This is a genomic window from Micromonospora sp. NPDC048830 (genome assembly GCF_043198215.1).
Taxonomy (GTDB): domain Bacteria; phylum Actinomycetota; class Actinomycetes; order Mycobacteriales; family Micromonosporaceae; genus Micromonospora.
On record NZ_JBICUP010000005.1, the window covers coordinates 1 to 25,216 of the forward strand.

General features: G+C 73.9%; 20 protein-coding genes and 1 pseudogene. 5 read left to right on the forward strand and 16 right to left on the reverse strand.

Annotated features, from left to right (window positions below; genetic code table 11):
• Positions 1–557 (forward strand): annotated as a pseudogene (locus ACGFIZ_RS06540) (hypothetical protein); the annotation flags it as partial.
• A 224-nt stretch (positions 558–781) separates the two neighbouring features.
• On the opposite strand, the gene pulA reads toward ACGFIZ_RS06540, so the two are convergent.
• The 4 genes from pulA to ACGFIZ_RS06560 all read right to left on the reverse strand — a co-directional run bounded on the left by pulA (position 782) and on the right by ACGFIZ_RS06560 (position 8,397).
• Positions 782–6,283: a pullulanase-type alpha-1,6-glucosidase gene (pulA, locus tag ACGFIZ_RS06545; RefSeq protein ID WP_393416480.1), complete on the reverse strand. Its 5,502-nt coding sequence runs from the start codon at positions 6,281–6,283 to the stop codon at positions 782–784.
• Between the two features lie 172 nt (positions 6,284–6,455).
• On the reverse strand, positions 6,456–7,142 hold the full coding sequence (locus tag ACGFIZ_RS06550; protein WP_393416482.1) for a cellulose binding domain-containing protein: 687 nt from the start codon (positions 7,140–7,142) through the stop codon (positions 6,456–6,458).
• 127 nt (positions 7,143–7,269) lie between these two features.
• Positions 7,270–7,659, reverse strand: a complete 390-nt coding sequence (locus tag ACGFIZ_RS06555) for a hypothetical protein (protein WP_393416484.1) — start codon at positions 7,657–7,659, stop codon at positions 7,270–7,272.
• A gap of 63 nt (positions 7,660–7,722) precedes the next feature.
• Complete coding sequence (locus ACGFIZ_RS06560) at positions 7,723–8,397, reverse strand: hypothetical protein (RefSeq protein ID WP_393416486.1); 675 nt, start codon at positions 8,395–8,397, stop codon at positions 7,723–7,725.
• A gap of 140 nt (positions 8,398–8,537) precedes the next feature.
• Here ACGFIZ_RS06560 and ACGFIZ_RS06565 point away from each other — a divergent pair, with 140 nt between their 5' ends.
• Both ACGFIZ_RS06565 and ACGFIZ_RS06570 read left to right on the forward strand, forming a co-directional pair.
• Positions 8,538–8,723, forward strand: coding sequence for a hypothetical protein (locus tag ACGFIZ_RS06565; RefSeq protein WP_393416841.1), 186 nt, complete (start codon positions 8,538–8,540; stop codon positions 8,721–8,723).
• A gap of 408 nt (positions 8,724–9,131) precedes the next feature.
• Positions 9,132–9,410 carry a hypothetical protein gene (locus ACGFIZ_RS06570; protein WP_393416488.1) on the forward strand — a complete coding sequence of 93 codons (279 nt, stop codon included), beginning with the start codon at positions 9,132–9,134 and terminating at the stop codon, positions 9,408–9,410.
• Positions 9,411–9,416: 6 nt separating this feature from the next.
• Here ACGFIZ_RS06570 and ACGFIZ_RS06575 read toward each other — a convergent pair whose 3' ends face one another.
• The 3 genes from ACGFIZ_RS06575 to ACGFIZ_RS06585 form a co-directional block, all read right to left on the reverse strand.
• Positions 9,417–9,785, reverse strand: coding sequence for an ArsC/Spx/MgsR family protein (locus ACGFIZ_RS06575; protein WP_393416490.1), 369 nt, complete (start codon positions 9,783–9,785; stop codon positions 9,417–9,419).
• 272 nt (positions 9,786–10,057) lie between these two features.
• The gene (locus ACGFIZ_RS06580; RefSeq protein ID WP_393416492.1) at positions 10,058–10,714 is read right to left on the reverse strand and encodes a DedA family protein; all 657 of its coding nucleotides are present in this window, start codon (positions 10,712–10,714) and stop codon (positions 10,058–10,060) included.
• Positions 10,715–10,905: 191 nt separating this feature from the next.
• Positions 10,906–11,262 (reverse strand): VOC family protein, encoded by a 357-nt coding sequence (locus tag ACGFIZ_RS06585; protein ID WP_393416494.1) that lies wholly within the window; start codon positions 11,260–11,262, stop codon positions 10,906–10,908.
• Positions 11,263–11,423: 161 nt separating this feature from the next.
• Here ACGFIZ_RS06585 and ACGFIZ_RS06590 point away from each other — a divergent pair, with 161 nt between their 5' ends.
• Positions 11,424–14,309 carry an aconitate hydratase gene (locus tag ACGFIZ_RS06590; protein ID WP_393416496.1) on the forward strand — a complete coding sequence of 962 codons (2,886 nt, stop codon included), beginning with the start codon at positions 11,424–11,426 and terminating at the stop codon, positions 14,307–14,309.
• Positions 14,310–14,372: 63 nt separating this feature from the next.
• Here the strand turns inward: ACGFIZ_RS06590 and ACGFIZ_RS06595 are convergent, their stop codons facing one another.
• The 8 genes from ACGFIZ_RS06595 to ACGFIZ_RS06630 all read right to left on the reverse strand — a co-directional run bounded on the left by ACGFIZ_RS06595 (position 14,373) and on the right by ACGFIZ_RS06630 (position 23,602).
• The gene (locus tag ACGFIZ_RS06595) at positions 14,373–14,987 is read right to left on the reverse strand and encodes an ATP/GTP-binding protein (RefSeq protein WP_393416498.1); all 615 of its coding nucleotides are present in this window, start codon (positions 14,985–14,987) and stop codon (positions 14,373–14,375) included.
• Entirely contained in the window at positions 14,968–15,354 is a 387-nt protein-coding gene (locus ACGFIZ_RS06600) for a DUF742 domain-containing protein (protein ID WP_393416500.1), read from the reverse strand. The genes ACGFIZ_RS06595 and ACGFIZ_RS06600 overlap by 20 nt, the downstream gene beginning before the upstream one ends.
• Before the next feature lie 4 nt (positions 15,355–15,358).
• Positions 15,359–15,778, reverse strand: a complete 420-nt coding sequence (locus ACGFIZ_RS06605) for a roadblock/LC7 domain-containing protein (protein ID WP_347668394.1) — start codon at positions 15,776–15,778, stop codon at positions 15,359–15,361.
• Between the two features lie 88 nt (positions 15,779–15,866).
• The gene (locus ACGFIZ_RS06610; RefSeq protein ID WP_393416502.1) at positions 15,867–18,407 is read right to left on the reverse strand and encodes a nitrate- and nitrite sensing domain-containing protein; all 2,541 of its coding nucleotides are present in this window, start codon (positions 18,405–18,407) and stop codon (positions 15,867–15,869) included.
• A gap of 97 nt (positions 18,408–18,504) precedes the next feature.
• Positions 18,505–20,226 carry a prenyltransferase/squalene oxidase repeat-containing protein gene (locus ACGFIZ_RS06615; RefSeq protein ID WP_393416504.1) on the reverse strand — a complete coding sequence of 574 codons (1,722 nt, stop codon included), beginning with the start codon at positions 20,224–20,226 and terminating at the stop codon, positions 18,505–18,507.
• Positions 20,223–21,116 (reverse strand): terpene synthase family protein, encoded by an 894-nt coding sequence (locus tag ACGFIZ_RS06620; RefSeq protein WP_393416843.1) that lies wholly within the window; start codon positions 21,114–21,116, stop codon positions 20,223–20,225. The genes ACGFIZ_RS06615 and ACGFIZ_RS06620 overlap by 4 nt, the downstream gene beginning before the upstream one ends.
• A 17-nt stretch (positions 21,117–21,133) precedes the next feature.
• A complete protein-coding gene (locus ACGFIZ_RS06625; RefSeq protein ID WP_393416506.1) occupies positions 21,134–22,519 on the reverse strand; it encodes a cytochrome P450 in 1,386 nt (461 codons plus the stop codon).
• 162 nt (positions 22,520–22,681) lie between these two features.
• Positions 22,682–23,602 carry a GNAT family N-acetyltransferase gene (locus tag ACGFIZ_RS06630; protein ID WP_393416508.1) on the reverse strand — a complete coding sequence of 307 codons (921 nt, stop codon included), beginning with the start codon at positions 23,600–23,602 and terminating at the stop codon, positions 22,682–22,684.
• A gap of 104 nt (positions 23,603–23,706) precedes the next feature.
• Between ACGFIZ_RS06630 and ACGFIZ_RS06635 the strand changes: the two genes are divergently transcribed.
• Positions 23,707–23,952, forward strand: coding sequence for a DUF2630 family protein (locus ACGFIZ_RS06635; RefSeq protein ID WP_393416510.1), 246 nt, complete (start codon positions 23,707–23,709; stop codon positions 23,950–23,952).
• 96 nt (positions 23,953–24,048) lie between these two features.
• Here ACGFIZ_RS06635 and ACGFIZ_RS06640 read toward each other — a convergent pair whose 3' ends face one another.
• Positions 24,049–24,987 carry a serine protein kinase RIO gene (locus ACGFIZ_RS06640; protein ID WP_393416512.1) on the reverse strand — a complete coding sequence of 313 codons (939 nt, stop codon included), beginning with the start codon at positions 24,985–24,987 and terminating at the stop codon, positions 24,049–24,051.
• Positions 24,988–25,216: the final 229 nt, after the last annotated feature.

Sequence of the window (25,216 nt, forward strand, 5' to 3'; positions counted from 1 at the left end):
GCGGCGGCGGCATCTACGCCAAGGACACCGTCCTACACCTCAAGAAGGTCACCGTCGAAAACAACAAAGCCAGCAACGACGGCGGCGGCATCTTCGACACCGCCACCAACAAAAAGAAGGACGACAAGGACAAGGACAAGTCCTACAACGACGAACACGGCGACGACCGCGACCACAACCAACGCGGCAGCGCCACCATCGACGACAGCGCCATCCTCGGCAACAACGCCGGACGACGCGGCGGCGGCATCTTCAACGGCGACCCCAACCTCATCCCGGGGCCGGTGAAGGACAACGACGCGATCGTCACCCTGCGGCACAGCAAGGTCGAGAACAACACGGCCGGCAACGGCGGCGGCATCTTCAACAACCGGGGCACCGTCCGCCTCATCGACACCAAGGTCAAGAAGAACACCGCGAACGACACCAACAAGCCGTACGACATCGCCGGCGGCGTCGTGAACAACGACGGCACGGTCAAGGTCGACGACGAGTCCATCATCACCGACAACGACCCCCGCAACTGCGCCGGCGAGGTCCCCGGCTGCTTCGCCTGATCGCAGGCACGGTCGGTAGCCACGGACGGTGACGCCGACCAGGGGTTCTCCGGCCCCGCTCGGGAACGATCCACACGGATCCACCGGGCGGGGCCGGTCCCGTCCGGCCCCGCTGCCTCTGCGTGGCCCGCAACGACCCGTGGGGCCGCCGCACGGCCCCGGGGCCCGGACACGGGTCGGCCCCCTCCACCAGGGGCGGAAGGGGGCCGACCCGTACCAGGGGACTACTTCTGCACGAAGACCGCCACGCTGCGGGCCGGCACGGTGAACGTGCCGGTGCCCTGGTCGAACGAGGCGGTACGCAGCACCGGGTCGGCGGAGGCCCGCAGGACCGGGTGCAGTTCCACGTCCGCCCCGCGCAGCCCGGCCAGCCGCTGGGCCGCGGCCTGCGGGGTGGCATTGAAGACGACCGTCACGGACTTCCACTTCCCGTCGAGCCCGCGGGCGTCGAGGGTCATGGTGAGCACGCCCGGGGTCTCGGCGGTGCCGGAGAGCGGAAAGGCGACCCGCTGCTGCACCTGGTCGGCGGTGGCCAGCCCGAACACCGGCGAGGACCGGCGGATGCGCAGCAGCTCGGCGTACCGGGCGTCGGCCAGGTCGATCGCCGCGCAGTCCGGCACCAGCTTCGGGTCGGCCAGCAGCGGCTTCGCGTACGGCCACTTGTCCTGGTTGTCGGCGGCGGGCGGCAGGCCGGCGCCGAAGCCGTTGCCCTGGGCGCAGTCCCAGCGGATCTGGTTGAACCAGTCCCCCGAGTTGTACGAGTTGCGGTCCAGCGACTTGGACCGCAGCCGCTCCGAGCCGGCCGTCACGAACCCGGTCCCCTGCCCGAGGGCGGTGGTGGCCAGCGCGAGCACCTGCATCCGGGCCCGGTCGGCCGCCGACGTGCCCTGCGGCAGCTTGTACGCCAGCGCGTCGTACAGGATCTCGTTGTCGTGCGCGTCGACGTACGTGACCGCCTCACCCGGCGCGGCGGTGTAGCCGGCCGGCGAGCCGTTGTAGTCGACCTGGGCGCCGGTGACCTGCCGGCCGGCCGAGTCGGTGAACCGGTAGCCGCGCAGGTTGCCGGTCAGCCCGACCTTGATCAGGTCGTGCTGGTGCAGCAGCCGCTCCCGCTGCTGCTCGGCGGTGCCGTTGACCGGGTCGCCGTTCGGGTCGGTGAACAGCCCGGAGGCGAAGCCCTGCAGCCGCGGGTTGCCGTCGAACGGCCCGCCGCCGCGTACGCCGTCGCGGAGCCGGTCGTTGAAGGTGCCGATGCCGGTGCCGGCCATGTTGGCCTGGGTGGCCTGGACGAACCGGGCGCCGTTGGCGACCTCGCCGAAGTTCCAGCCCTCGCCGTACAGCAGGATCCTCTTCCCGTCGACGCCGTCGCGGTCGACGGTGAGCTTGTCCAGCGCGGCGCGCACGGCCAGGATGTTCGCCTTCGGGTGGTGGCCCATCAGGTCGAACCGGAAGCCGTCCACCTTGTACTGCCGCGCCCAGGTGACCAGGGAGTCCACCACGAGCTTGCCCATCATGGCGTGCTCCGGGGCGGTGTTGGCGCAGCAGGTCGAGTTGGCGACCGTGCCGTCGTCCAGGAGCCGGTGGTAGTAGCCGGGGACGATCTGGTCGAGCACGGACTTCGGGTCGGTCCCGGAGGCCGAGGTGTGGTTGTAGACCACGTCCATGACGACCCGCAGGCCGGCGTCGTTGACCCCGGCGACCATCTGGCGGAACTCGGTGGTCCGCTTCGCCCCGGCCGGGTCGACGGCGTAGCCGCCCTCCGGCACGGTGTAGTGCAGCGGGTCGTACCCCCAGTTGTAGCCGTCGGTGTCGGCCACGGCCGCGACGCACGCCTGCTGCCGGTCGGAGTCCGGCGGCAGGGCCGCCAGGTCGCAGGCCGGCTGCTGCTGCTCGGCCCGGCGCTCGGGGATGGTGGCGAAGTCGAACGCCGGCAGCAGGTGCAGGTAGTTGACCCCGGCGTCGCCGAGCGCCCGCAGGTGCTTCATGCCGGCGGTCGCCGGGTCGGTGAAGGCGAGGTAGGTGCCCCGCCGCTCGGCGGGCACGGTGGTGTCGGCGATGGAGAAGTCCCGGACGGAGACCTCCTGGATCTGCGCCCTCGACGGCGGCACCGCCGCGGGCTTGCGCAGGTGCGCCCAGCCCTTCGGGGCCAGCGCCGGGTCGTCGAGGTCGACGATCTGGGTGTGCGTGGAGTTCGGCGCGAGGGCCACCGAGTACGGGTCGGTCACCGCGGCGGTGACGATCCGCTGCGCGGCCGGCTGCCACGCCTCGATCCGGTACCGGTAGTACTTCCCGGCCCAGCTGCGCGGCCCGCGCACCGACCAGACGCCGGTGCGGTCGTCGCGGCTCATCGCGACGGTCCGCGGCTCGGCGGTCGGCGAGTCGAACAGCTCCAGCGCCACGGTCCGCGCGGTGGGGGCCCACACCGCGAGGGTGGGCACCCCGTCGGCGAAGGTCGCGCCGAGCCGCGCCCGGGTGGCGGCGGAGTAGACGTCGTCGAGCACGCCGGGGATCTGCACGCCGGTCGCGTTCAGCAGCGCGCCCTCGGCGTCCCGCTCGGTCACCGCGAGCTGTCCGCGCAGCGCCGCCGGCACCTTGGCCAGGTCGCCGGGGTCGAGGGTGAACGCCTGGTACGCCCACAGGTGCGGGAACTGCGCGCGCTGGTCCTCGGTGAGCCCGTTGCGCTGCGCCCGCAGCGGCAGCGTCGGGTACGTCCCGGACAGCTCGCCGTCGACGACGCTCAGCCCGCCGGCCGGGGCGACCACCAGGGCGTACGTCCTGCCGTCGGTCGGCCCGGTCTGCCAGGCGACGGTGGAGCGGTCGATCCAGTGCGCCTTCTGCTTGGTGATGTCCACGTCCCCGGATACCCCGGACGAGGTCGAGGGCAGCAGCCGACCCCGGGTGCCGGCCAGCAGCCACACCTCGCGTCCGGCGCCGGCGAAGTCCAGCCGCTGGTCCTCGGGTAGATCCTTCTCGTCACCCCGGTGGATGATGTAGCTCAGCCCGGTCGCCCCGGCGGACAACGGCACCCGGAAGACCGCGCCGTAGGAGTCGATCCGCTCGGGCGGCAGCGGGCTCGACCAGTCGGTGGGGTTGGCGGCGCCGTCCCACAGGTGCAGGCCCCAGCCGTCGTAGTTGTTGTCGGCCCGGCGGTAGTGGATGACGGCGGTGCCCTCGTCGACCGGCGGGGCGGGCTCGCCGGTGGCGGCCTGCCGGCTCGGGTACAGCGTCGGGTCGCCCTGCTTGACCCAGACCTCGCCGGTCTGCGTCACGTCGATGCTGCGGTCGTTCGGGACGTCCTTGTTCCCGTCGGAGTCGACGACGAGGAAGCCCACCGACTTCGCGCCCGGTTTGAGCTTCACCCAGGCGAACCGGCCGAAGGAGTCCTCACCGGCGAACGGCTGCCCCTTGGGCCACTCGGTGGCGTACGCCGGGTCGATGTCGCCCCAGGTGTACAGGCCCCAGTCGGCGTACCCGCCGGCCGGGCGCTGGTAGTGCACGACCGCCCACTCCCGGGACGCGCTCTGGGCGGGGGTGCCGACCGTGGCGGTGGACCGGGCGGTGGCGGTGCGTCCCCTGCCGTCGGAGACGACGGCCTTGTACTCGATCTTCGTCCCGCCGGCCAGGCCGGTGAGGTCGTGGTGCACGGTGTACGGGGCCCGGCGGGCGCTGCCCAGCAGGGTCCACTTCCCGCCCGCGACCCGGGCGGCCACGGTGACGGTCGCGAGGGGGTCGCCGGTGACCTGGGCGGTGACGGCGGCCCGGGTGGCCACCGGCTCGTCCGGGGCGGGCGCGGTGATCGCGATCGACGGCGCGGCGTCGGCCTGCGGGATCGGGGTGCCGGCCCGCAGGACCACGGCGGACATCGCCGGCACGGTCAGGGTGAGTTTGCCGTCCGCCCCGGCGGTCGCGGTGGCCGAGCCGCCGTAGACGCCGGCGAAGGTGGCGCCGGCCGACCAGGTGTCCACGGTGACGGTCTGCGCGCTGTCGGCGTTGTTCACCGCGACGACGTACTCGGTGCGCTGGCGCGGGTCGATGCGGGAGAAGGCGAAGACGCCGGCGCCGTCGGCGGCGTACCGGGTGACCTGGACGCCGTCGCGCAGCGCCGGGTGGTCCTGGCGCAGGCCGCCCAGCTCGGCGATCGTCCGGTACAGCGGGTGGCTGGTGTCGTACTGGTCGCCGGCGTGGGTGCGGTCGGTGCCGATCAGGTCGTCGTCGAGGTAGTCGGGCACCTTCGAGGCGAACATGTCCTGCCGGGCGTCCTTGTCGCCGCCCGGGCCGGTGAAGCCCTGCTCGTCGCCGGAGTACACCACCGGCTGCCCCCGGGTGAGGAACATCAGCTGGTGGGCGAGCTGGTCGCGGCGCAGCTGGCTGGCGTCGTCGCCACCGGCGGCGGCGACGAACGAGCCGATCCGGCCCATGTCGTGGTTGCCGAGGAAGGTGGTCAGCCGGGTGGCGTCGGTGTCGCGGGCGGCGTAGAGGTCGTCGCGGACGTACACGTCGGCGAGGGCCTTGGCGGAGCCGCCGGCCGCGCTGTAGCCGCGGGCGGCCTCCTGGAAGGCGAAGTCGAGGGTGGCCGGCAGGCCGCCGCGCCGCACGTAGGTGGAGGTGACCTCCTGGTCGGCGCTGTAGACCTCGCCGAACATGAAGAAGTCGGACTTGCCGGCCTGCTCGGCGGCCCGCGCGATGCCCTGGCTGAACTGCGGCCAGAACTCCAGGTTGGAGTGCTTGACGGTGTCCAGCCGGAAGCCGTCGACGCCCGTGTCGGCGATCCAGTCGCCGTAGATCTTCGTCATCCCGCGCACCACCTCGGGGCGCTCGGTCCACAGGTCGTCCAGGCCGAAGAAGTCGCCGTACTCGCTGTTCTCGCCGGCGAAGGTCGAGTCGCCCCGGTTGTGGTACATGGTGGGATCGTTGAGCCACGCCGGCACCTTGACCTTCGCGTCGGCGGGGGTGGCGAACGTCGGGGTGTACGGGAAGGACTCCGCGTCGGCCTCGGGGAAGGCCCGGGTGCCGTCGGCGTAGTTGCGGTCCTCGAAGGGCCGCCCCTGCGCGTCGGTGTACGGGGAGGTCTTCTTGTCCACGTAGGTGTACGTGTTCTCGGCGTACTTGATGACGTCGGCGGTGTGGTTGACGATCACGTCGAGGTAGACCTTGATGCCCCGCTGGTGGGCCTGGCGGACCAGCTTCTTCAGGTCCTCGTTGGTGCCGAAGTGCGGGTCGACCTGGGTGAAGTCGGTGATCCAGTACCCGTGGTAGCCGGCCGACACGTCGTCGCCGCTGCCCTGCACGGGGCGGTTCTTGAAGACCGGGGCGAGCCAGATGGCGGTGGTGCCGAGGCCCTGGATGTAGTCGAGCCGGTCCATCACCCCCTTGAGGTCGCCGCCGTGGTAGAAGCCCTTGTCCTTCGGGTCGAGGCCGGTGCTGAGCCGGTCGCCCGCCAGTCCGCCGGAGTCGTTGCGCGGGTCGCCGTTGGCGAACCGGTCGGGCAGGACGAAGTAGAACTGCTCGGCGCGGCCGGCGTTCGTGCCGGCGGCGAGCAGGGCATCCGCGGAGGGCTCGGAGCGCCACTGCCGGGCGCCGGCGGCGGCGAGGGGGTCGGTGCCGGCGGAGCGGTCGGTGACGTCGCCGCCGAGCTGACGCAGGGCGACGGGGGCGCCGACGAGGGCGAGGGTGAGGGTGGAGACCAAGGCGAGTAACGCTGTGCGGGACATCGGCGGGGGTTTCATCGACGGCCTCTCTCTGGTCGTGATCCGCCCGCACGCTAGCCCTTGCCGAAACATTCTGCAATAGCTTGCAAACCAAGTCGTAACAAAGCAGCGGTCTTGCGAAAAGCGGGACTCAGAGCACGGTGGAGGGCCGCGTACGGCCGGCTCGGCGACGCGCGGGGCGGACCGGCCGTCAGCCGAGACCGGCGCAGTCGGCGCCGCCGACGGTGCAGCTCGTCGGCCGGTCGACGCGGGTGCGGTCGTACTGGAACCGCAGCGCCACGGAGTCGCCCGGCGCGAGGCGGGCGCCGCTGGTGAACGTCCAGGTGTCGCCCGAGCGGCTGACCCCGCCCTGCGCGGCGCCCTCGATCCAGGAGGTGACCAGCCTGGCCTCCGGGACCGTCACCCGGACCGTCCAGTCCTGGTCCGCGCCCGACACGTTGCGCAGCAGCACCTCACCGATGAAGGAGCGGCTGAGGTCCTCGACCACCCGGTACGTGCCGGTGACGGGGTACGGCGCGACCAGCGTCGACTCCGGCGGCGCGACCGACGTCGGCCCGCCGGCCGAGGGGCTCGGGCCGCGCCCGGCGGACCGGCTGGGGCTGGGCGACGACGTGACGCTCGGGGTGGACCGGGCCGCCAGCGGTGCGGGCGGCTCCGCCGCGGCGCGGCGCACCGACGGCGTCGGCGTCGGCAGCGCCACGGTGGCCACCGGCTCGGGCAGCACCAGCCCGACCGGCGCCCGCCCGCGGTACGCGCCGATCGCGATGACCAGGAGCACCACCATCACGACCACGCCGACCGACACGATGATCCAGGGCGAGGAGGCGACCGCGGCGCTCGCGTCGGGGGTCCGTCGTACACGACGGCTGCCGGACATACCCTCCCCTTCGACGGTCTGCGTCCGCAGAGCGTAGCGATCGGCGGCCACTCGCGGAAAGTGCCGAGGCATCAACCGACCGTCCTGAGGGTACGCCCGATCGGTCCTCCGGGACCGCCGCGGCGGATCAGACGACCCGGATCACCGTACAGATCACGAAGCCCTCGTCGGTGCGGCGCAGCACGTACCGGTAGCGCTCGCCCGGCACGTGCCGCCCCTGGCTGTCCAGGAACTCCCACTCCACCGCCACCTCCGTCAGCAGCGGGGAGAACGGGTGCACGTCCTCGATCGCGGCGTGCGCCGCGACCAGCTCGTGCTCAGTGTAGTCGGGTGCGGCGCCCACGAAGGACAAGGCCACCGCCGCCGGGGTGGCGAACGAGAAACTGTACGAGTCGGCGACCACCAGCCCGGGCAGGGCGTAGCATCCGGCGACGGCGGCCACGTCGCCGGCGGTCAGCGCGACGCCGTACCGGTCGAAGAATTCGGTCAGCGCGTCGAGATCGGTGGAGGCTGTCACGAGGACTGTGATTGCCGGCCGGCCGCCTCGGCAAACCCCCGCCGTCGGGCGGCGGGCCGGCGCTCACCGGGGCGGGACGCGTACCTCGATCTCCGCGCCGAGCTGGGCGCCCCCGGTCAGACCGAGGTCGTCGCCGCTCCAGAACCGCCCCGGGTCGTACCAGTTCGGCCGGCGACCCGCGGGCAGCAGCCCCATGGCCTCGTAGGTCACCGCGACCACCTCGGCGCAGTACGCCGTCTCCAGCGCCCGGTCCCGCACCCCGACCCCGCCGTCCTCCCTGGACTCGGCGACCCGCCGCGCGCCGGGCCGCCGCACGACCGGCGCCCGGCCGCGCAGCCAGCGCCAGGCGAGCTGGGCGGTCGACGGAAACGGCGTGCCGTCGAGGCGGGCGACCGTACGCAGCACCGCGTCCTCCATCGCCGCGTCCGCCGGCGGTTCGAGCTGGCGCAACCAGGCCCGCTGGCCGTACCGGTTGGCCCACACGCAGACCGCGTCGCGCAGGTCGTGCAGCTGCACGCCCCGCTGGTGGGTGCCCGCCCACATGTCCGGCAGCGACCGGCCCAGCTCGGCGTGCCACATCAGGGGTGGCATGTCGTCGAGCACCACGGCCATGCCCACGTGGTTCACCGGGCTGTTCGTCGTGAACTGGATGGCCCGGTCGGGCATGCTGCGGCCCCGGAACACCCACACGTCACCGGTACGGGTCAGCTCCACCGCCTCGTCCAGGCTGATGCTCATGCCGTCACCTCGCTCCGCTCGGTGTCGGCCTGCCAACCGCCTCGACGATTCGCTCGCCGGCGCTCACTCATGCCGCCACCCCGGTCGTCCGCTCGGTGCGCTCGCTCATGAGCGTCTACCCTAGGCCGATGCGGCAACGGATGCGGTGGTGGAAGGTGCTCGGGCTGGCCGGTCTCGCGGGCGTCGCCGCGACCGGGGTGGTCGTGGCCCGGGCCGAGCGGCGGCGGCGGGCGTACACCCCGGAGGAGATCCGGACCCGGCTACGCGACCGGCACGCGGCGGCCACCGCCGGCGGCGCCACCCCGCCGGGAGTCGACCGGGCCTGAACCGCGGGGCCCGGCCCCGGGGCGGCTGCCCGCACAGGCGGCCCGGGCCGCAGCCCTCCCGGTGTGCGCGGTCGCCCTACCGTCGGGGGCCACGGGAGGGGGCCGCGGTGGGCGGACGGGAGCACGGCGGCCGGCGGGTCCGGTCCGACAGGGACAGCCGGCGTACGTGGCCGGAGCTACGCACGGTGGAAGTCGTCGCCCTGCTGCCGCTGTCGCTCGGCGCGATCTGGGCCGGCCTCGTGGCCGGCGCACCCGTCACCGACGGCCTGCTGGACCTGCTGTGCACGGCCGACCGCTGCAACCCGATGGGCCTGGCCGCCGCGGGATGGGTCCCGGCAGGCGGAACCATCGTGCTGGCCGGGGCTCATCTACCGGCACCTGCCGCCCAGCCGGCCCGGCCTCTATGCGATGACCGGCTGCGTCCTCCTGCTGTGCTTCGGGCTGACGGTGCTGCTCGGCGGCGGCGCGGGCCAGGCGGCCCCGTCGGGCAGCATGGCGCTCTTCGCGGGCGTGATGGCGGGGCTGCTCCCCCTGGTCGTGGGCGCACCGCGCCGGCCGGACGTCCATCCGGGACCGCGCCGCAGCCGGCGGGACGAGCCCGGCCCGGGCCGCCCCCTGCTGCTGATCAACATCGCCCAGGGCGCGGCCCTGGCCGTCGTGCTGATCGGGGCGGCAGTCCTCGGCTGACCCGCGTCACTCCGCCGCCCGGCGGACCGCCTCGTCCAGCGCCTCCGGGGTACGCCCGACCAGCGCGCCGCCGTCGTCGAGCAGCAGGATCGGCCGCTGGATCAACTCGGGATGCGCCACCATCGCCGCGATCCACCGGGGCTCGCTGGCGTCGTCCCGCGGCCAGTCGGCCATGCCCTGGGCGACCGCCGCCGGCTCCCCCGTACGGCAGATGTCCCAGGCTCGCGCGTCCAGCCGGCGCAGCACCTCGGCCAGTTCCGCCGCGCTCGGCGGCTGCTCCAGGTACGCCCGCAGCCGGTACGGCACCCGCGCCTCGTCGAGGGTGGCCCGGGCGCCGGCGCACTTCGAGCAGGACGGGTTGTGCCAGATCTCCATGACCACCATGGTGGCAGACCGCCCGACCGGTCCAGCATGGACGGCTCGACTGCGCGGGCTCGCGGCCCCTGTCCCCTGCCGGTGACCTGCCGATCGCGCTCACCCACGTCGGCTGGGACGCGCCGCCGGGGTCACACCCCGGGTGCCGCTCGACTCCATGTCGCCGACATGGCGCCTTCCTGCCCACCCGAACCCCGCAATGTCGGCGACATCGCCCCCCACCGCCGCCGGGCCCGACCCCACCACGGCGGGTTCCCTTCGGCGTACCCGGGTCAGTCGGTGCCGGCGCGGACCGGCTCGGCGCCGGCCGGCACCGCCGGCTCCTCCGACATCCGGCGGGCCCGGCGGCGCAGCCACCAGGTGCTGCCGAGGCCGGCGAGCACCGCGAGGGCCAGCCCGGCCCAGGAGATGTCCTTGAGCCAGTGCTCGGCGGCCCGGCCGACGGTGAACAGCAGGTACGTGGTGCCGAACGCCCAGAGCAGCCCGCCGGCCGCGTTCGCCACCAGGAACCGCCGGTACGGCACCCGCAGCGCCCCGGCCAGCGGGCCGGCGAGGATCCGCAGCAGCGCCACGAACCGGCCGAAGAAGACCGCCCACACCCCGTGGCGCGCGAAGCTCTGTTCGGCCCGGGCGAGGTGGGCGGGGCCGAGATGCCTGGGGAAGCGCCGGCCGAGGCGTTCCAGCAGGGGTCGGCCACCTCGGCGGCCGACCGCGTAGCCGACCGAGTCGCCGACGATGGCGCCGAATGCCGCCGCCCCCGCCACCCACTCCGGCTCGACCACCCCGGTGGCGGCGAGCAGGGCGGTGCTGACCAGCACGATCTCGCCGGGCAGCGGGATGCCCATGCTCTCGACACCGATCACCCCGGCGACGATCAGGTAGACCGCGAGCGGGGGCAACGCGGAGAGCCAGTGTTGAACGTCGACCACGGCCGACCCCCTTCCGGTGCGGCCTCGAACCCTACCCCCGGCGCGGGGCCCGTCGCGTCCCCTCGCCGGCCGACCACCCGCCCGGGCCCGGGCCGGCCCGGGGCCGCCGCCACCCACCGGCTCCACCGCTCCGCCGACCTGGTGGCGGTGCGCGGCGGGCTGCGCCGGCGGGCCGGAGAGATGCGCGAGCGTCAGGCCGGGGCGAGGAACTCCAGGCGGTTGCCGTGGGCGTCCTCGGTGTGGAAGCGACGCAGGCCCGGCAGGTCCTCCTCGGCGCCCCAGTCCACGGGGTAGCCGGCGGCGGCCAGGCGGGCCGCGAGGTCGTCGAGGTCGGGCCGGAGCAGGGCGACGTGAGCCTTCCGGGCGGGCGTGAACTCCGCCTCGACGCCGAGGTGCAACTCCGCCCCGTACCCGGTGAACCAGCACCCACCGCGGGCCGCGAGGGCCGGGGGCTTGGGCTTCTCGACCATCCCGCGCAGGCCGGCGTGGAACGCCCGGGACGCGGCCTCGGAGCCGCGTGGGCAGGCGAGCAGGACGTGATGGATCATGATGATGCACCTCCTGTCCCGAACCCTGGCATGAGGTTGCGCGAATAGCAAGACGGACGTACGGTTTTGTTGAAGACGAGAATCGGCGGTAAGTGTCACCTAACCGGGGCGCGACCCCCGGCGGTGCGACACACTGCTCAGGACTACTCACGGTCGCTGGTGTGAAGGAGTACGACGTGGCGAGCCTCGACACCTTCGGTGCGAAGACCCAGCTACGCGTCGGAGACGCGAGCTACGAGATTTTCAAGATCAGCAAGGTGGACGGGCACGACCGACTGCCCTACAGCCTGAAGATCCTGCTGGAAAACCTGCTGCGGACGGAGGACGGCGCGAACATCACCGCCGACCACATCCGTCAGCTCGGTGCCTGGGACCCGACCGCCGACCCGAGCGTCGAGATCCAGTTCACCCCGGCGCGGGTGCTGATGCAGGACTTCACCGGCGTACCGTGCGTGGTCGACCTGGCCACCATGCGCGAGGCGGTCCGCGACCTCGGCGGCGACGCCACCAAGGTCAACCCGCTGGCCCCGGCCGAGCTGGTCATCGACCACTCGGTCATCGCCGACCTGTTCGGCCGTGAGGACGCCTTCCAGCGCAACGTCGAGCTGGAGTACGGGCGCAACAAGGAGCGCTACCAGTTCCTGCGCTGGGGCCAGACCGCGTTCAACGAGTTCAAGGTCGTCCCGCCCGGCACCGGCATCGTGCACCAGGTCAACATCGAGTACCTGGCCCGTACGGTCATGGAGCGGGGCGGCCAGGCGTACCCGGACACCGTGGTCGGCACCGACTCGCACACCACGATGGTCAACGGCCTGGGCGTGCTGGGCTGGGGCGTCGGCGGCATCGAGGCCGAGGCCGCCATGCTCGGCCAGCCGGTCAGCATGCTGATCCCGCGGGTCGTCGGCTTCAAGCTCGCAGGCTCGATGCCGGCCGGCACCACCGCCACCGACCTCGTGCTCACCATCACCGAGATGCTGCGCAAGCACGGCGTGGTCGGCAAGTTCGTCGAGTTCTACGGCCCGGGCGTGAGCGCGGTGCCGCTGGCCAACCGGGCCACCATCGGCAACATGTCCCCCGAGTACGGCTCCACCGTGGCGATCTTCCCGATCGACGCCGAGACCGTGCGCTACCTGGAGCTGACCGGCCGCGACCCGCAGCAGGTCGCGCTCGTCGAGGCGTACGCCAAGGAGCAGGGCCTCTGGCACGACCCGGACGCCGAGCCGGAGTACTCGGAGCGGCTGGAGCTGGACCTCGGCACCATCGAGCCGTCCCTGGCCGGCCCGAAGCGCCCGCAGGACCGGGTGCCGCTGGGCAACGCGAAGACGCTGTTCCGCTCCGCGCTGACGGACTACGTGGCCGACGACCAGACCGGCAGCGGCGCCGACGCCCGCGGCGGCGTGCGCACCAGCCCGCCGTACGGCGTGGCGGGCCGCGCCGACGAGGCCAGCGCCGAGTCCTTCCCGGCCAGCGACTCCCCCGCCACGGGCACCGTCCCCGACCCGGCCGACGAGCCGCGGGAGCTGGTCAACGGCGCGATCGGCTCCGGCGGGCGGGTCAGCAACCCGATCCGGGTCACCGGCGCCGACGGCACCGAGTTCGAGCTGGACCACGGCGCCGTGGTGATCGCGGCGATCACCTCCTGCACCAACACCTCCAACCCGCAGGTCATGATCGGCGCGGCGCTGCTCGCCCGCAACGCCGTGGACAAGGGCCTGACCCGCAAGCCGTGGGTCAAGACCACCCTGGCGCCCGGCTCCAAGGTCGTCATGGACTACTACGACCGGGCCGGCCTCACCCCGTACCTGGAGAAGCTCGGCTTCAACCTGGTCGGCTACGGCTGCACCACCTGCATCGGCAACTCCGGCCCGCTGCCGGAGGAGGTCTCCGCCGCCGTCAACGAGGCCGACCTCGCCGTCGTCTCGGTGCTGTCCGGCAACCGGAACTTCGAGGGCCGGATCAACCCGGACGTCAAGATGAACTACCTGGCGTCCCCGCCGCTGGTGGTGGCGTACGCGCTCGCCGGCACGATGGACATCGACCTGGCCAACGAGCCGATCGGCGAGGACCGCGAGGGCAACCCCGTCTTCCTGCGCGACATCTGGCCGAACAGCGCCGAGATCCAGGACGTCATCGCCTCGGCGATCGGCGCCACCGGGTTCGCCGCGGCGTACGAGGACGTGTTCGCCGGCGACGAGCGGTGGCAGTCCCTGCCCACGCCGACCGGCGACACCTTCTCCTGGGACGGCGAGTCCACCTACGTCCGCAAGCCCCCGTACTTCGAGGGCATGGGGCGCCTGCCGGCGCCTGTTTCCGACATCGGTCCGGCTCGGGTGCTGGCCAAGCTGGGTGACTCGGTGACCACCGACCACATCTCCCCCGCCGGCTCGATCAAGGCCGACTCCCCGGCCGGCGAGTACCTCGCCGCGCACGGCGTGCCGCGCCACGAGTTCAACTCGTACGGCTCGCGCCGGGGCAACCACGAGGTGATGATCCGGGGCACGTTCGCCAACATCCGGCTGCGCAATCAACTGCGGACCCCAGGCACTGGGCCGGCTGCGGGAGCTCCGCTCCCCGAGGGCGGCTTCACGGTCAACCACCTGACCGGCGAGTCGACCACGATCTACGACGCCTCGATGGCGTACCAGGAGGCGGGCGTCCCGCTGGTCATCCTGGCCGGCAAGGAGTACGGCTCCGGCTCGTCGCGCGACTGGGCGGCCAAGGGCACCATGCTGCTCGGCGTCAAGGCGGTCATCGCCGAGTCGTACGAGCGCATCCACCGGTCGAACCTGATCGGCATGGGCGTCCTACCGCTGCAGTTCCCCGTCGACACCACCGCCGAGTCGCTCGGCCTCACCGGCACCGAGACGTTCTCGATCACCGGTGTGACCGCGCTGAACGACGGCACCACCCCGCGTACGGTGAAGGTCACCACCGACACCGGCGTCGAGTTCGACGCGGTCGTCCGGATCGACACCCCGGGTGAGGCGGACTACTACCGCCACGGCGGCATCCTGCAGTACGTGCTGCGCCGCATGATCGCCAGCTGACGCTGACGGAGAAAGGAAGGGGCCCCTGGTCGACCAGGGGCCCCTTCCTGCGTCGGGTGCGGGCTACTTCCCGCCGTTGGCGGCGCGACGGCGCGCCTCGCGGGTCTTCATGGCGTGCTCCATCAGGGTGATCAGCACCTCCTTGCTCGACTCCCGCTGCCGGGCGTCGCACAGCAGCACCGGGACCCCCGAGTCCAGGTTGAGGGCCGCCTGCACCTCGTCCAACCGGTACTGCCGGGCGCCCTCGAAGCAGTTCACGGCGACCACGAAGGGAGTGCCCCGCCCCTCGAAGTAGTCGATCGAGGGAAAGCAGTCGGCCAGCCGCCGGGTGTCGGCGAGCACCACGGCGCCGAGCGCGCCGAGCGCCAACTCGTCCCAGACGAACCAGAACCGGTCCTGCCCCGGCGTGCCGAACAGGTAGAGCACCAGGTCGTCGCTGATGGTGATCCGGCCGAAGTCCATCGCCACGGTGGTGGTCGCCTTGCCCTCCACCCCGGACAGGTCGTCGATCCCCACCCCGGACTCGGTCAGCACCTCCTCCGTGCGCAGCGGGCGGGTCTCGCTCACCGCACCAACCATGGTGGTCTTGCCCACGCCGAACCCGCCGGCGATGAGGATCTTGATCGCGGTGGGCAGCGGCGCGGCGCCGGCCGGCCGCTCAGAGTGCCCGAAGTCCATTGATAACCGCCTCGAAAACGCTGTCGTCGGGAAGGCCAGCGGTCGCCCGCGGCTCGCGTACCTGCACCAGATCGCGCGCGACCAGGTCCCCGAGCAGGACCCGGACCGTGCCCACCGGCAGATCGAGGTGCGCGGCGACCTCGGCCACGGACTGGACCCGCTGGCACAGCGCGACGATGGCCAGATGCTCGGGGCCCAGCCCGACCTCCGGTGACGCTTCCGCGCGGGTGGCCGTCACCAGGGAGATCAGGTCGAATGTGCCGGTGACGGGCCGGGCCCGACCGCGGGTCACCGCGTACGGGCGGACCACGGGCCCGGCGTGGTCGTCAACCCACTGCTCCTCCGTGGGCTCCCCTGCGACCGTCATCCGGCTACTCGCCGACGGGCTGCTCGGTAGCCCGGGTCGGCGAGGCAACGTACTTGCCCACTCGGGTGACCAGCATCGCCATCTCGTACGCGATCAGGCCGACGTCGGCGTCCTCGGAGGCCAGCACGGCGAGGCAGGCGTTGCGCCCGGCCGCCGTGACGAACAGGAACGACGACTGCATCTCGATGATCGTCTGCTGCACCTGCCCGCCACCGAACCGCTTGCCCGCGCCCCGGGCCAGGCTCTGGATCCCGGCGGCCATCGCCGCGAGATGCTCGCCGTCGTCCCGGCTCAACCCCTGCGACGACGCCATCAGCAGGCCGTCGGTGGAGAGCGCGACCGCGTGCTCAGCCTGTTTCACACGGCCGACCAGATCATCCAGCAACCACGTCAGGTCGGCACTCGAAGCCGTCTTCTGCGCCACTCGTCGTCCTCTTCTTTCCGGCTGGTGTCGCCGTTCTCGTCTGGGACCAGCGTCCCGCCATGGGCGCGCGTCCTGTCCGCGCCGCCGCTCACGTCGCCTGTTGCTCGCCCGCCCCCGGCCCGTCGGCGGGCTCCGCGCCCAGCAGCCGCGCCGCGTCGCTGCGCCCGCGCCGGGTGCCGGTCTGGTAGGAGCTCATCATCCGGCGGATCTGCTCCGGCGGCCGGAGCCCGTCCTCCTCCTCGTCCGCCCCGTGCGCCGACGGATCGTCCCGCAACTCGGGCACGATGTTGGCCTGGCGGACCCGCACGGGCAGCCCCGCGTCGGTCAGCCTGCCGGGCGCGGCCGCCGCCGTCGGGGCCGGTGCCGGCGCGTCCGTGCCGCCGTCGGCCGCCTCGGTCGGGGGCGTCCGGGACGTCGCCAGCGGAAGCCCACCGGGCACGGTCGGACCGTCCAGCGCGGGCTGCGCGGTGCGGCGGGTGCGTACCGGCAGCCCCGAGGCGTCCGACGGCGCCAGCCGCGGCGCCGCGCCGGGCCGGGCGCGGGTGGGCAGGGCCGGCTGTGCGTCGTCCCCGCCGGGCCCCCGGTCCGCCGTGGTGACCGGGCCGCCGGGCAGCGCCGCAGGCTGCGCCAGCGCGACAGGGACGGCCGGTCGGCCGGGCGGCTGGTCCGCGGCCGGGGCGGGCGGCGCCACCGCGACCGGGGTGCCCGGTGCCGGGCCGTCCGGGCCCTCCGGGGGCTCGGCCTGCTCGTCGGAGTCGACGACCAGGCCCAGCGGGATCAGCACGACCGCGGTGGTGCCGCCGTACGCGGACTCCTTCAGCTGCACCCGGACGCCGTGCCGCTCGGTCAGCCGGCTGACGACGTACAGGCCGAGCCGGGAGGCGTTGGCCAGGTTCAGCTCGGAGCGGTCCACGATCCGGTCGTTCGCCGCGGCCAGGTCCTCCTCGCTCATCCCGAGGCCCCGGTCCTCGATCTCGACGGCGAAGCCGTTGGCCACCAACTGGCCGCGCACCTCGACGGTGGTGTGCGGCGGCGAGAACGACAGGCCGTTCTCGATCAACTCGGCCAGCAGGTGGATGACGTCGCCGACGGCCCGACCGGCCAGCGAGACGTCGCCCAGCGGCAGCACGTTGACCCGGGTGTAGTCCTCCACCTCGGCGACCGCGCCCCGGACCACGTCGACCATCGGGACGCTGCGCCGCCAAGCCCGGCCGGGGGTGGAGCCGGAGAGCACAATCAGGTTCTCGGCGTTGCGCCGCATCCGGGTGGCCAGGTGGTCGACCCGGAACAGGTCCTCCAGCTCCTCGGCGTCCTGCTCCCGCCGCTCCATTGTGTCGAGCAGGGTGAGCTGGCGGTGCACCAGGGCCTGGGTGCGGCGGGCCAGGCTGAGGAAGACCTCGCGGACGTTGCGCCGCAGCTCGGCCTGCTCGACGGCGGTACGCAGCGCGGTCTCCTGGACCACGTTGAACGCCTTGCCCACCTGGCCAACCTCGTCGTCGCCGAACTCCAGCGGCGGCGCCTCGGTCGCGACGTCGACCTCCTCGCCGTGGCCCAGCCGCTCGACGACGCTGGGCAGCCGGTCGTTGGCCAGCGTGAAGGCCGCCTCCCGCAACCGCTCCAACTGCCGGACGATGGCCCGGGCCGTGGTGATCGACACGATGATCGACGTGATGACGGCGAGCAGGCCCAGGCCGGTGGCCAGCACCAGCCGGATGATCACGGTGGCGGCGACCGGAATGGCCCGATCCACCACGTCGTCGCCGCCGGCGCTCACCACGTCGTTCCACTGCGCGAGCGCCGGGGCGACCACTCCGTCCCACTCCGCGGCCTCGAACGTCAGCCGGGTGTCCCCGCCGCGCCCCAGGAGGATCCCGTCCTCCAGGCTCCGCAGGCGCTCGAACGTCGGGCTGTCGAGCATCTCCGCGTACCGCTGGCGGTCCGCCGCGGGCAGCCGGCTCACCGCCAGGTCGGCTGCGAACCGCTGCGCGCCGATGAGCTGGGTCAGCTGGGCGCGCTCCGCCGCGGTCACCCGGCCCGCCGCGAGCACGCCGGTGAGCAGGGCATCCTCCTGGCTGAGCAGCTCGCGGGCGCGGTTGAGGTCGATCAGCGCCTTGGTGTCCTCCGCGATCCCCTCGTCGTCGAGGACGCCCAGCTCCTGGTAGACGTCGAAGATGGACCGGTTCACCCCGCCGTACGCGGCGTGGGTGGACGCGCGGTCGACGCTGCGCGCGTCCACCTCGGAGCGGATCTTCGCGAGCCCGGACAGGCGCGCGTAGACCGCGCGGAGCCGCTGGTCGAGGGTGTCGCTGGCGGCCATGCCGGCCCGCCAGCCGCTGGCCGACTCCCGGAACGCCGCGGCCAGCTCGTCGGTGCGCCGCCGCTCGGCGGCCAGCGCCTCCCGGCGGGCCCCGTCCGGCCGGCCGAGGTACGCCAGGGACGTCCGCCGCTCCCGCTGCAGCTGGGGCAGAAGCTGCTCAGCCGGCTCGGAGACCTCGGTGTTGAGGGTCTGCACCCCGAGCAGGTTGAACCCGTCCCGGACTGTCACCCACGCCGCGAAGGCCCAGAGCGCGACGAGCGACGCGAGCAGGGCGACGACTTTGGTACGGAGGTTCGTACTGCGGGAACGCATCACACCGTCCTGGCCGGGTGTACGAAAGGGGTGCCGGGCGCATGTGGTCGGCACACCATCGACCACGCGCGCACGCTAGCAGTGTCCGAATGTTCACTCAAGCGGCACTGATCAACGGACCGGTCCGACTTTCGGCGCCGGCGGCTGTCCCGATGGCGTAGTCGCGGACGAGATGACGGGCGGCCGCCACGGCGGCGCCCACGATCACGGCGGGTCGGTACAGGTCCTTGTCGTGCCAGAGCGCCGGCTCGCCGTCCCGGCCCTCCATGGTGGACAGGTACCGCAGGGCACGCGCGAGCGCCGGCCCGGTGCCCGGCGGCGCGGCGGGGCCCGCGGCGTGCAGCACCTGCACGGCGTACGCGGTCTCCTCTACCGTGCCGTCCCACCGCCCCCAGGAGCCGTCGGCGCGCTGCCCGGCCAGCACCCACGCCGCCGCCCGGGCCACCGTGCCCGCCACCTGCGGGCCCCGGCCGTACCCGGCCAGGGCGAGCACCGCGCAACTGGTGGCGTAGTACGGCGAGGCGTGCCACCGGTCGGACCAGCCGCCGTCGGGCGACTGCCGGTCGGCGAGCCAGCGGCTGAGCCGCCGCGTCGCCGCCTCGAGCCGGGGGTCGGTCCGCCCGCCGTGGGCCAGGTGCCAGCCGAACGCGTCGAGCACGTGCGCGTTGGTGGTGACCGACTCCCCGTCCTCGCCCTGCCAGGTGCAGAAGTGCTCCCCCGTGTCGTACCGCCACAGGCTGGACGGGTCGACCGGGTGGCCCAGCCGGGCCAGCGCGTACAGGGTCACCGAGGTGGTGTCGGCGTCGGCGGGCAGGCCGGGGCCGGTGGCGGCACCGGTGGGGCCGACCGCCGCCACGAGACCGGCCAGCAGCAGGGGCGACACCGGCGGCGCCAGTCCCGCCCGGCTCAGGATGCTCAGCGTCCAGGCGCGTTCGAAGACGGCGATCGGGGTGGCGCACGGCACGGGCCCGCCCTGCTGCCGGGCCGCCTCCTCCAGATAGGCCACCGCGGCCGCGACGCCGGGGCCGGCCCCCGGTTCGGGTACGCCGAGCCAGGCCGCCGTCGCCGCCGGGGAGGCACCGACGGCGCCCCGGCTGGTCGGGGCGGCCCCGGGCGTACGCCGTGCCGCGGCACCGCCGACCTCCAGCGCGTGCAGCAGCTTCTGCGGCAGCGGGCGGCCGGCGGCGAACAGTGCGCGGACCCGGTCGAGCCGGACGCCGTCCAGCCCCGTGGGCAGCGGCAACGGGCGCGCGTCGCGCCAGCCGGCCAGGCTCCCGCCGGGGTCTGCCCGCAGGAGTTCCAGGTGCCCGTTGACCGCCTCGACCAGTGCCGGGACGGTCAGGTCGGTGGCCGGGAGGTCGGGCAGCGCGGCCCGGCCGGGCAGCCGCCCGTACAGGGCGCTCAGCCCCACGTCCACGGCCCGGACCAGGCGCGCCGGGCCGCCGGCACCGGGCAGCCAGGCGGCGTCGCCGCGGCGCAGGGCGGTGAGCAGCGCCTCGACGGCGCTCAGCGTCGGCACCACCGCGTACCCCTCCGGGCCGCCCCACGCGCCGTCCGGCCGCTGCGCGGCGAGCAGGTGCTCCACGCGTTCCACGTGGTGGGTCAGCCACGGGGCCAGGCTGACCAGGCGGCCGGTCTCGTAGACCGACGGCGAGGCCTGCCCGGCCGGTTGACGGGTCATCGCGGCGACCAGTTCCCGGGCGTCGACCGTCGGGGCACGGCCCGGCCGGTCGCCCGCGGTCACGGGCACCTCGTCCCGCCCGGGCCGGCCGCCGACGCTCGCGTCGGCCGCCGTGGCGCACCGTCCGACCATGGTCATCGCTCGCCCCAGAAGTCGGTCGACCGGTAGAAGCCGCTGCTGAAGCCGATCTGCCGGGCCAGGTACGCCGCCTGGACCGGGCAGCTCACCGTCAACGGGGCCAGCAGGTCGGTGCACCGCTCGACCAGTTCGGCGATCCGCCGGTCCACCTCGGCGCGGTCGGCGACCAGCAGCAGGGCGTTCAGGTCGCCCCATTCGCGGTCCCGCTCGTGGGTGCCCAGGTCGTTGACCAGCCGCAGCACCCGCTGCACCTCGTCGCTGGCGACCACCAGCTCGGCGAGGTGCCGGTGGGTCGCCGCGTCCCCCGTCCAGATCCAGTGCGCGACGTTGACGACCGTGCAGGCGAGGTTGTCGGCGTTGTCGAGATACTCGGCGAAGCTGGGCAGCGCCGCCCCGTTCCGCTCCCGGGCGATCTTCCAGTCCCACTCCCGGGCCATGGCCGTCACCGTCCGCCGCACCGCGGCCCGCCAGGCGCCGCCCAGCCCGGCGAAGGCCGGCACGGTGGCCAGTTCGTCGCGCAGCTCGGCGAGCAGGCGCCCGAGCGGGTCGTCCGCGTCCGGGCTGGCCCCCTCGGCGACCGCCAGTGCGCGGCTGACCACCCGGTCGACGTCCTCCCGGGACCTCGCGAGGTAGTCGACCTGCCAGTCGAGGGCGAACCCCCACAGCACCGCCCGGTTGGTCAGCCGCAGCTGCTCCGGGGTGCACCAGGGCGCGCCGAACGCGATGGCGAGGGCGATGTTGCTGAACAGGGCGCCGTCGAACGGTCGGCCGGCGAACAGGTCCGGGTAGCGGGCGGCCTGGCGCTGCAGGTCGCGCTGCCCCTTGGCGGCGAGGGCGCAGATCCGGCCCTGCTCGGCGGCGGCGGACAGCTGGTCGGGCAGCACCGGCACCAGCCCGGTGGCGACGTTCATGCGGCCTCCCGGGACCCGGCGGGACGCAACTCCAGCAGCACCCGGCTGCCGGGGCGCAGCGCGGCGGCCAGGCGCACGTCGGGCACCGCCGGGCCGCGCACCGTCAGGCGGTAGCGGCTCAGCAGGTTCGCCACGATGAGTTGCGCCTCCTGATAGAACAGGTGCATTCCCAGGCACTGGTGCGGGCCGCCGCCGAAGGGGAAGAACGCGTACCGGTGCCGGTTACGGACCCGCTCGGGGGCGAACCGCTCCGGGTCGAAGACCTCCGGGCGCTCCCAGTGCCGGGCCATCCGCTGCGTGATCAGCGGACTGACCAGCAGGGTCGCCCCGGCCTCGATCCGCACCCCGCCGAGGGACGTCGTCCGCGTCGCCTCCCGGGGCTCCAGCCAGCCCACCGGATAGAGCCGGACCAGCTCGTCGAGCACCATCCGGGTGTAGCGCAACCGGGGCAGGTGCTCGGGCCCGACCCGGTCGCCGCCCACCACCTCGTCGATCTCCTGCTGCAACCGGGCGGCGATCTCGGGGGACTGCTTCAGGTGCGGCCAGAGCCAGGCCAGCACGTTGATGGTCGTCTCGGTGGTCACCGCGACCATCGCGACGGTGTCGTTGCGGACCCGCCGCTCGTCCAGCGGCCGGCCGTCGGCGGTGCGGCCCCGCCAGAGGGTGGCGATGATGTCGTCGCCGTCCGCCGCCGTCTCCCGCGCCGCGCGGACGATCGGCACCAGGATCTCGTCGATGCTCCGCACCGCATGGCGGAAGGTCCGGTCGCCGGGTGCGGGCATCCACATGGGGACGAACGGCATCAGCAACCGGGGGATCACCGAGGTGGCGATGGCGTCCTGGGCCCGCATGATGCGCAGCGCGTCGGCGACCGAGACGCGGTCGGCGAACAGCGCCCGCATGATGGCGGTGCAGACGATGCGGGCCTGCTCGGCGAGCATGTCCACCGGTCGCCCGGCCCGGGCCGGCTCGTCCAGCTCGGCCACCGCGTCGGCGATCGTCTCGGCCATTCCGGCCATCAGCGCCTCGATCCGCTTCGCGGTGAACAGCGGCTGCAGGATGCGCCGGCTGTCCGCCCAGACCGCCCCGGCGCCGAGGATGCCCTCGCCGAACAACCGACCGAGCGGCCGCCAGAACGCGCCGTCGCCGGTGCGGGCGAAGTCCTCCGCCCGGTCCCGGAGCACCTGCTGGACGTGCTCCGGCTCGCTGACCAGGTACGGGCGGAACGATCCGAGGTGGAGCCGGACGACCTCGCCGCCGGCCCGCTCACCGAACTCGATCAGGGCCCGGGCCGGATCCCGCGCCAGGCCGCGCGCGACCTGGCGCAGCGGGACGGTCCTGGCGCGCCGGGTGCCGGTCGAGACGGTATACGCGGTGCCCACCTGTGCTGAACTCTCCTGATCGACGGTGCGTCGTGAGACGACTGTGCAAAGTCACAGATCCGTCCGAGCATGCCACCGAGCAGGCCAACTTCTCCAGGGGTGCGGCGAGAAATTTTCGCGAGCGAAATTGCGCGCTTCCACAAAGGGCGTCCCGCGCGACAGTCATAAGCGCAAATGCCGCGCATATCGGCAGTGGCCGGCGACGGGCCGGTAGCCCAACCAGGCGTTGAGGCCCAGCATCGCCTCGTTGCCGGCATCGTTGATCGTCACCGCCTGCCGGAACCCGGCGGCCCGGGCCCGGGTCAGCCCCGCGTGCTTGACGAGCTGGGCCAGGCCCCGTCGGCGGTACGCCCTCCGGGTGCCCGTCATCCCCGACTGGTAGAGGTACCGCCCGTCGGTCAGCGCGACACTGAACGCGACCACCGCATCGTCCACGACGGCCACCGTGGTCAGCTCCCGGTCCAGGTCCGGACGGTGCCAGTAGGCGGCCAGCCAGTCGGCGTACCCGATGTCGTCCATCACCACGTCGGCGGGCTCGTCGCGGGCGGCGTCCAGGTCGGCCTCGTACAACGGGCGTGGGTCGGGCAGGTCCGCCGCGCCGCACACCGTGACCCCGGGCACCGGCGGCGGGGCCGGCGGCAACGGCGTCGCCGCCAGGTCACGCAGCAGCAGCCGGGAGTGCCGGCCGGGCCGGTAGGCCCGCCGCTCCGCGAAGGCCCGGTCCGCCGGCAGGTCGGCGACCGTCGCGTACGCCGTCGTGACGCCGATTCCGGCGAGCCGCTCCTCGGCGGCGGCGAGCAGGGCCGACCCGACGCCCCGACCTCGCCGCTCGGGCCGGACCGCGAGGTTGACGAAGCCGAGCCCCGGCTCGGCGCTCTCGTACAGCAGGCCGGTCCGCGCCACGCCGACCGGCGCGCCGTCGGCCTCGACCACCAGCGCGGCGAACCGCTCGGCCGCCTTGGCGCCGCCGGCCTGCCAGCGGATCAGCTCCGGGGTGGCCACCAGGTGCGGCAGCGCCGCCCGGAGCAGGTCGGCGACGCCCTCGGCGTCGCCGTCGACGAAGGGCCGGACGATGAGGGTCATGGGGCGGCAACCTACCGCGCCGCGCGGCGCCGGACGAGGGCTTTTGCCCGCCGGGGACGCGGGAGAAGCCGGCGGTGCCGCACGCGCTGTGCCAGGCTCGGGGCATGGAAGACACGGACATCCTGAAGCGCATCGCCGAGTTGGTCGACGAGGAGCACCGGCTCCGCTCGGCCGCACAGGCCAGCGAGTCCGGCACCGAGGGCGACAAGGACCGGCTGCGCGAGCTGGAGGAGTCCCTCGACCAGTGCTGGGACCTGCTGCGCCGCCGGCGGGCCGCGCGGCAGACCCACGGCGACCCCGACGCCCAGGGCGTACGCCCGCGGCCGGAGGTCGAGCGATACCTCCAATAGGGGCGGACACCGGGGGCGGGCGGACGCCGCCGCCCACCCCGGGCCACCGCCGGCCCGCGCTGGTGCCCCGGCCGGGGCACCAGCGCGGGCGGTCGCTCAGCGGATGCCGGCCTCGCGCAGCAGCAGCTCGGTCAGCGGCGCCGGGTCGGCCTCGTGCGGCGGCAGGCCGCGCGCCGCGAACCACGTGCCCACCACCCGGACGTCCCGGGCCAGGAACTCCGGTCCCTGCGGGTTGGCCACCACGTCGACCACCTGGGGAAGGTCGATCATGACCAGGCGCCCGGAGTGCACGAGCAGGTTGTACGGCGACAGGTCGCCGTGGGCGTAGCCGGCGCGGGCGAGCACGACCAGGGCGTCGACCAGTTGCTCCCACAGCGACCGCAGCTCGGCCGGCTCGGGACGGCACTGCGCCAGCCGGGGCGCGGCGCTGCCGGAGTCGGGGTCGCCGACGAACTCCAGCATCAGCTCGGTGCCGAGCAGCTGCACCGGGTACGGCACGGCGATCGTGCCGTGTGCCGCGCCGATCTCCCAGAGCCGGGCCAGGGCGGAGAACTCGGCGGCGGCCCACTGCCCGGCGATCATCTGCCGGCCGAACGCGGTCCGCCCGGCCATGGCCCGGTTCTCCCGGGACCGGCGCACCCGGCGCCCCTCCAGGTAACCGGCGTCCCGGTGGAACAGCCGGTGCTGGGCGTCCCGGTACCGCTTGGCCGCCAGCAGGCAGGACCGGTCGGTCCCCGGCACCGCCCGGCGGACGAGGTGGACGTCCGCCTCCTTGCCGGTCTTGAGCACGCCGAGTTCGGTGTCCCGGGCGGCCAGCTCGGTGACCAGCCAGGCCGGGTGCGGCTCCGGGCCGTGCACCGCCTGGTCCCAGGTCGACCAGTCGTCGCCGGGGGCGTCGTCGTCCGGGCCCGGGTCCGGGTCGGTCAGGGCCGGCGCGCCGGGCCGGTCACGCTTCAGGAACTGCGGCTCGTCGTCGTCGAAGCGGCTCTTGCCGCGGGTCCGGCGCTGCCGCGCCGGGAAGTCGTCGTCACGCACTGTGCTGGTGATCCCTTGATCGAGGCTGGTGGAGGCAGGTGGAAGCGCCCTGCAAAGACGGCCATGACCGACCTCCTCACCGCTCGACCGGGAACGCCCGGCTGCGCCCTCGCGCGGCACCATGCTCGACCGCGTCCGCCCGGCCCCGCAACCGATTTACCGCCCGGGCCGGCCGCGCCGCGGGCCGACGCGGGCCGACGCCCACGCGACGTCCACCCGCCGGGCACCC

What these genes read in the sequence shown, in the direction of transcription:
- ACGFIZ_RS06600 (WP_393416500.1), bottom strand. Translation starts at nt 15,354, where the DNA reads ATGACGGTCGCAGGGGAGCCCACGGAGGAGCAGTGGGTTGACGACCAC.
- ACGFIZ_RS06560 (WP_393416486.1), bottom strand. Translation starts at nt 8,397, where the DNA reads ATGAGCATCAGCCTGGACGAGGCGGTGGAGCTGACCCGTACCGGTGAC.
- ACGFIZ_RS06585 (WP_393416494.1), bottom strand. Translation starts at nt 11,262, where the DNA reads ATGATCCATCACGTCCTGCTCGCCTGCCCACGCGGCTCCGAGGCCGCG.
- ACGFIZ_RS06635 (WP_393416510.1), top strand. Translation starts at nt 23,707, where the DNA reads ATGGAAGACACGGACATCCTGAAGCGCATCGCCGAGTTGGTCGACGAG.
- ACGFIZ_RS06565 (WP_393416841.1), top strand. Translation starts at nt 8,538, where the DNA reads ATGCGGTGGTGGAAGGTGCTCGGGCTGGCCGGTCTCGCGGGCGTCGCC.
- ACGFIZ_RS06630 (WP_393416508.1), bottom strand. Translation starts at nt 23,602, where the DNA reads ATGACCCTCATCGTCCGGCCCTTCGTCGACGGCGACGCCGAGGGCGTC.
- ACGFIZ_RS06595 (WP_393416498.1), bottom strand. Translation starts at nt 14,987, where the DNA reads ATGGACTTCGGGCACTCTGAGCGGCCGGCCGGCGCCGCGCCGCTGCCC.
- ACGFIZ_RS06575 (WP_393416490.1), bottom strand. Translation starts at nt 9,785, where the DNA reads ATGGAGATCTGGCACAACCCGTCCTGCTCGAAGTGCGCCGGCGCCCGG.
- ACGFIZ_RS06615 (WP_393416504.1), bottom strand. Translation starts at nt 20,226, where the DNA reads ATGACCATGGTCGGACGGTGCGCCACGGCGGCCGACGCGAGCGTCGGC.
- pulA (WP_393416480.1), bottom strand. Translation starts at nt 6,283, where the DNA reads ATGAAACCCCCGCCGATGTCCCGCACAGCGTTACTCGCCTTGGTCTCC.
- ACGFIZ_RS06550 (WP_393416482.1), bottom strand. Translation starts at nt 7,142, where the DNA reads ATGTCCGGCAGCCGTCGTGTACGACGGACCCCCGACGCGAGCGCCGCG.
- ACGFIZ_RS06610 (WP_393416502.1), bottom strand. Translation starts at nt 18,407, where the DNA reads ATGCGTTCCCGCAGTACGAACCTCCGTACCAAAGTCGTCGCCCTGCTC.
- ACGFIZ_RS06570 (WP_393416488.1), top strand. Translation starts at nt 9,132, where the DNA reads ATGACCGGCTGCGTCCTCCTGCTGTGCTTCGGGCTGACGGTGCTGCTC.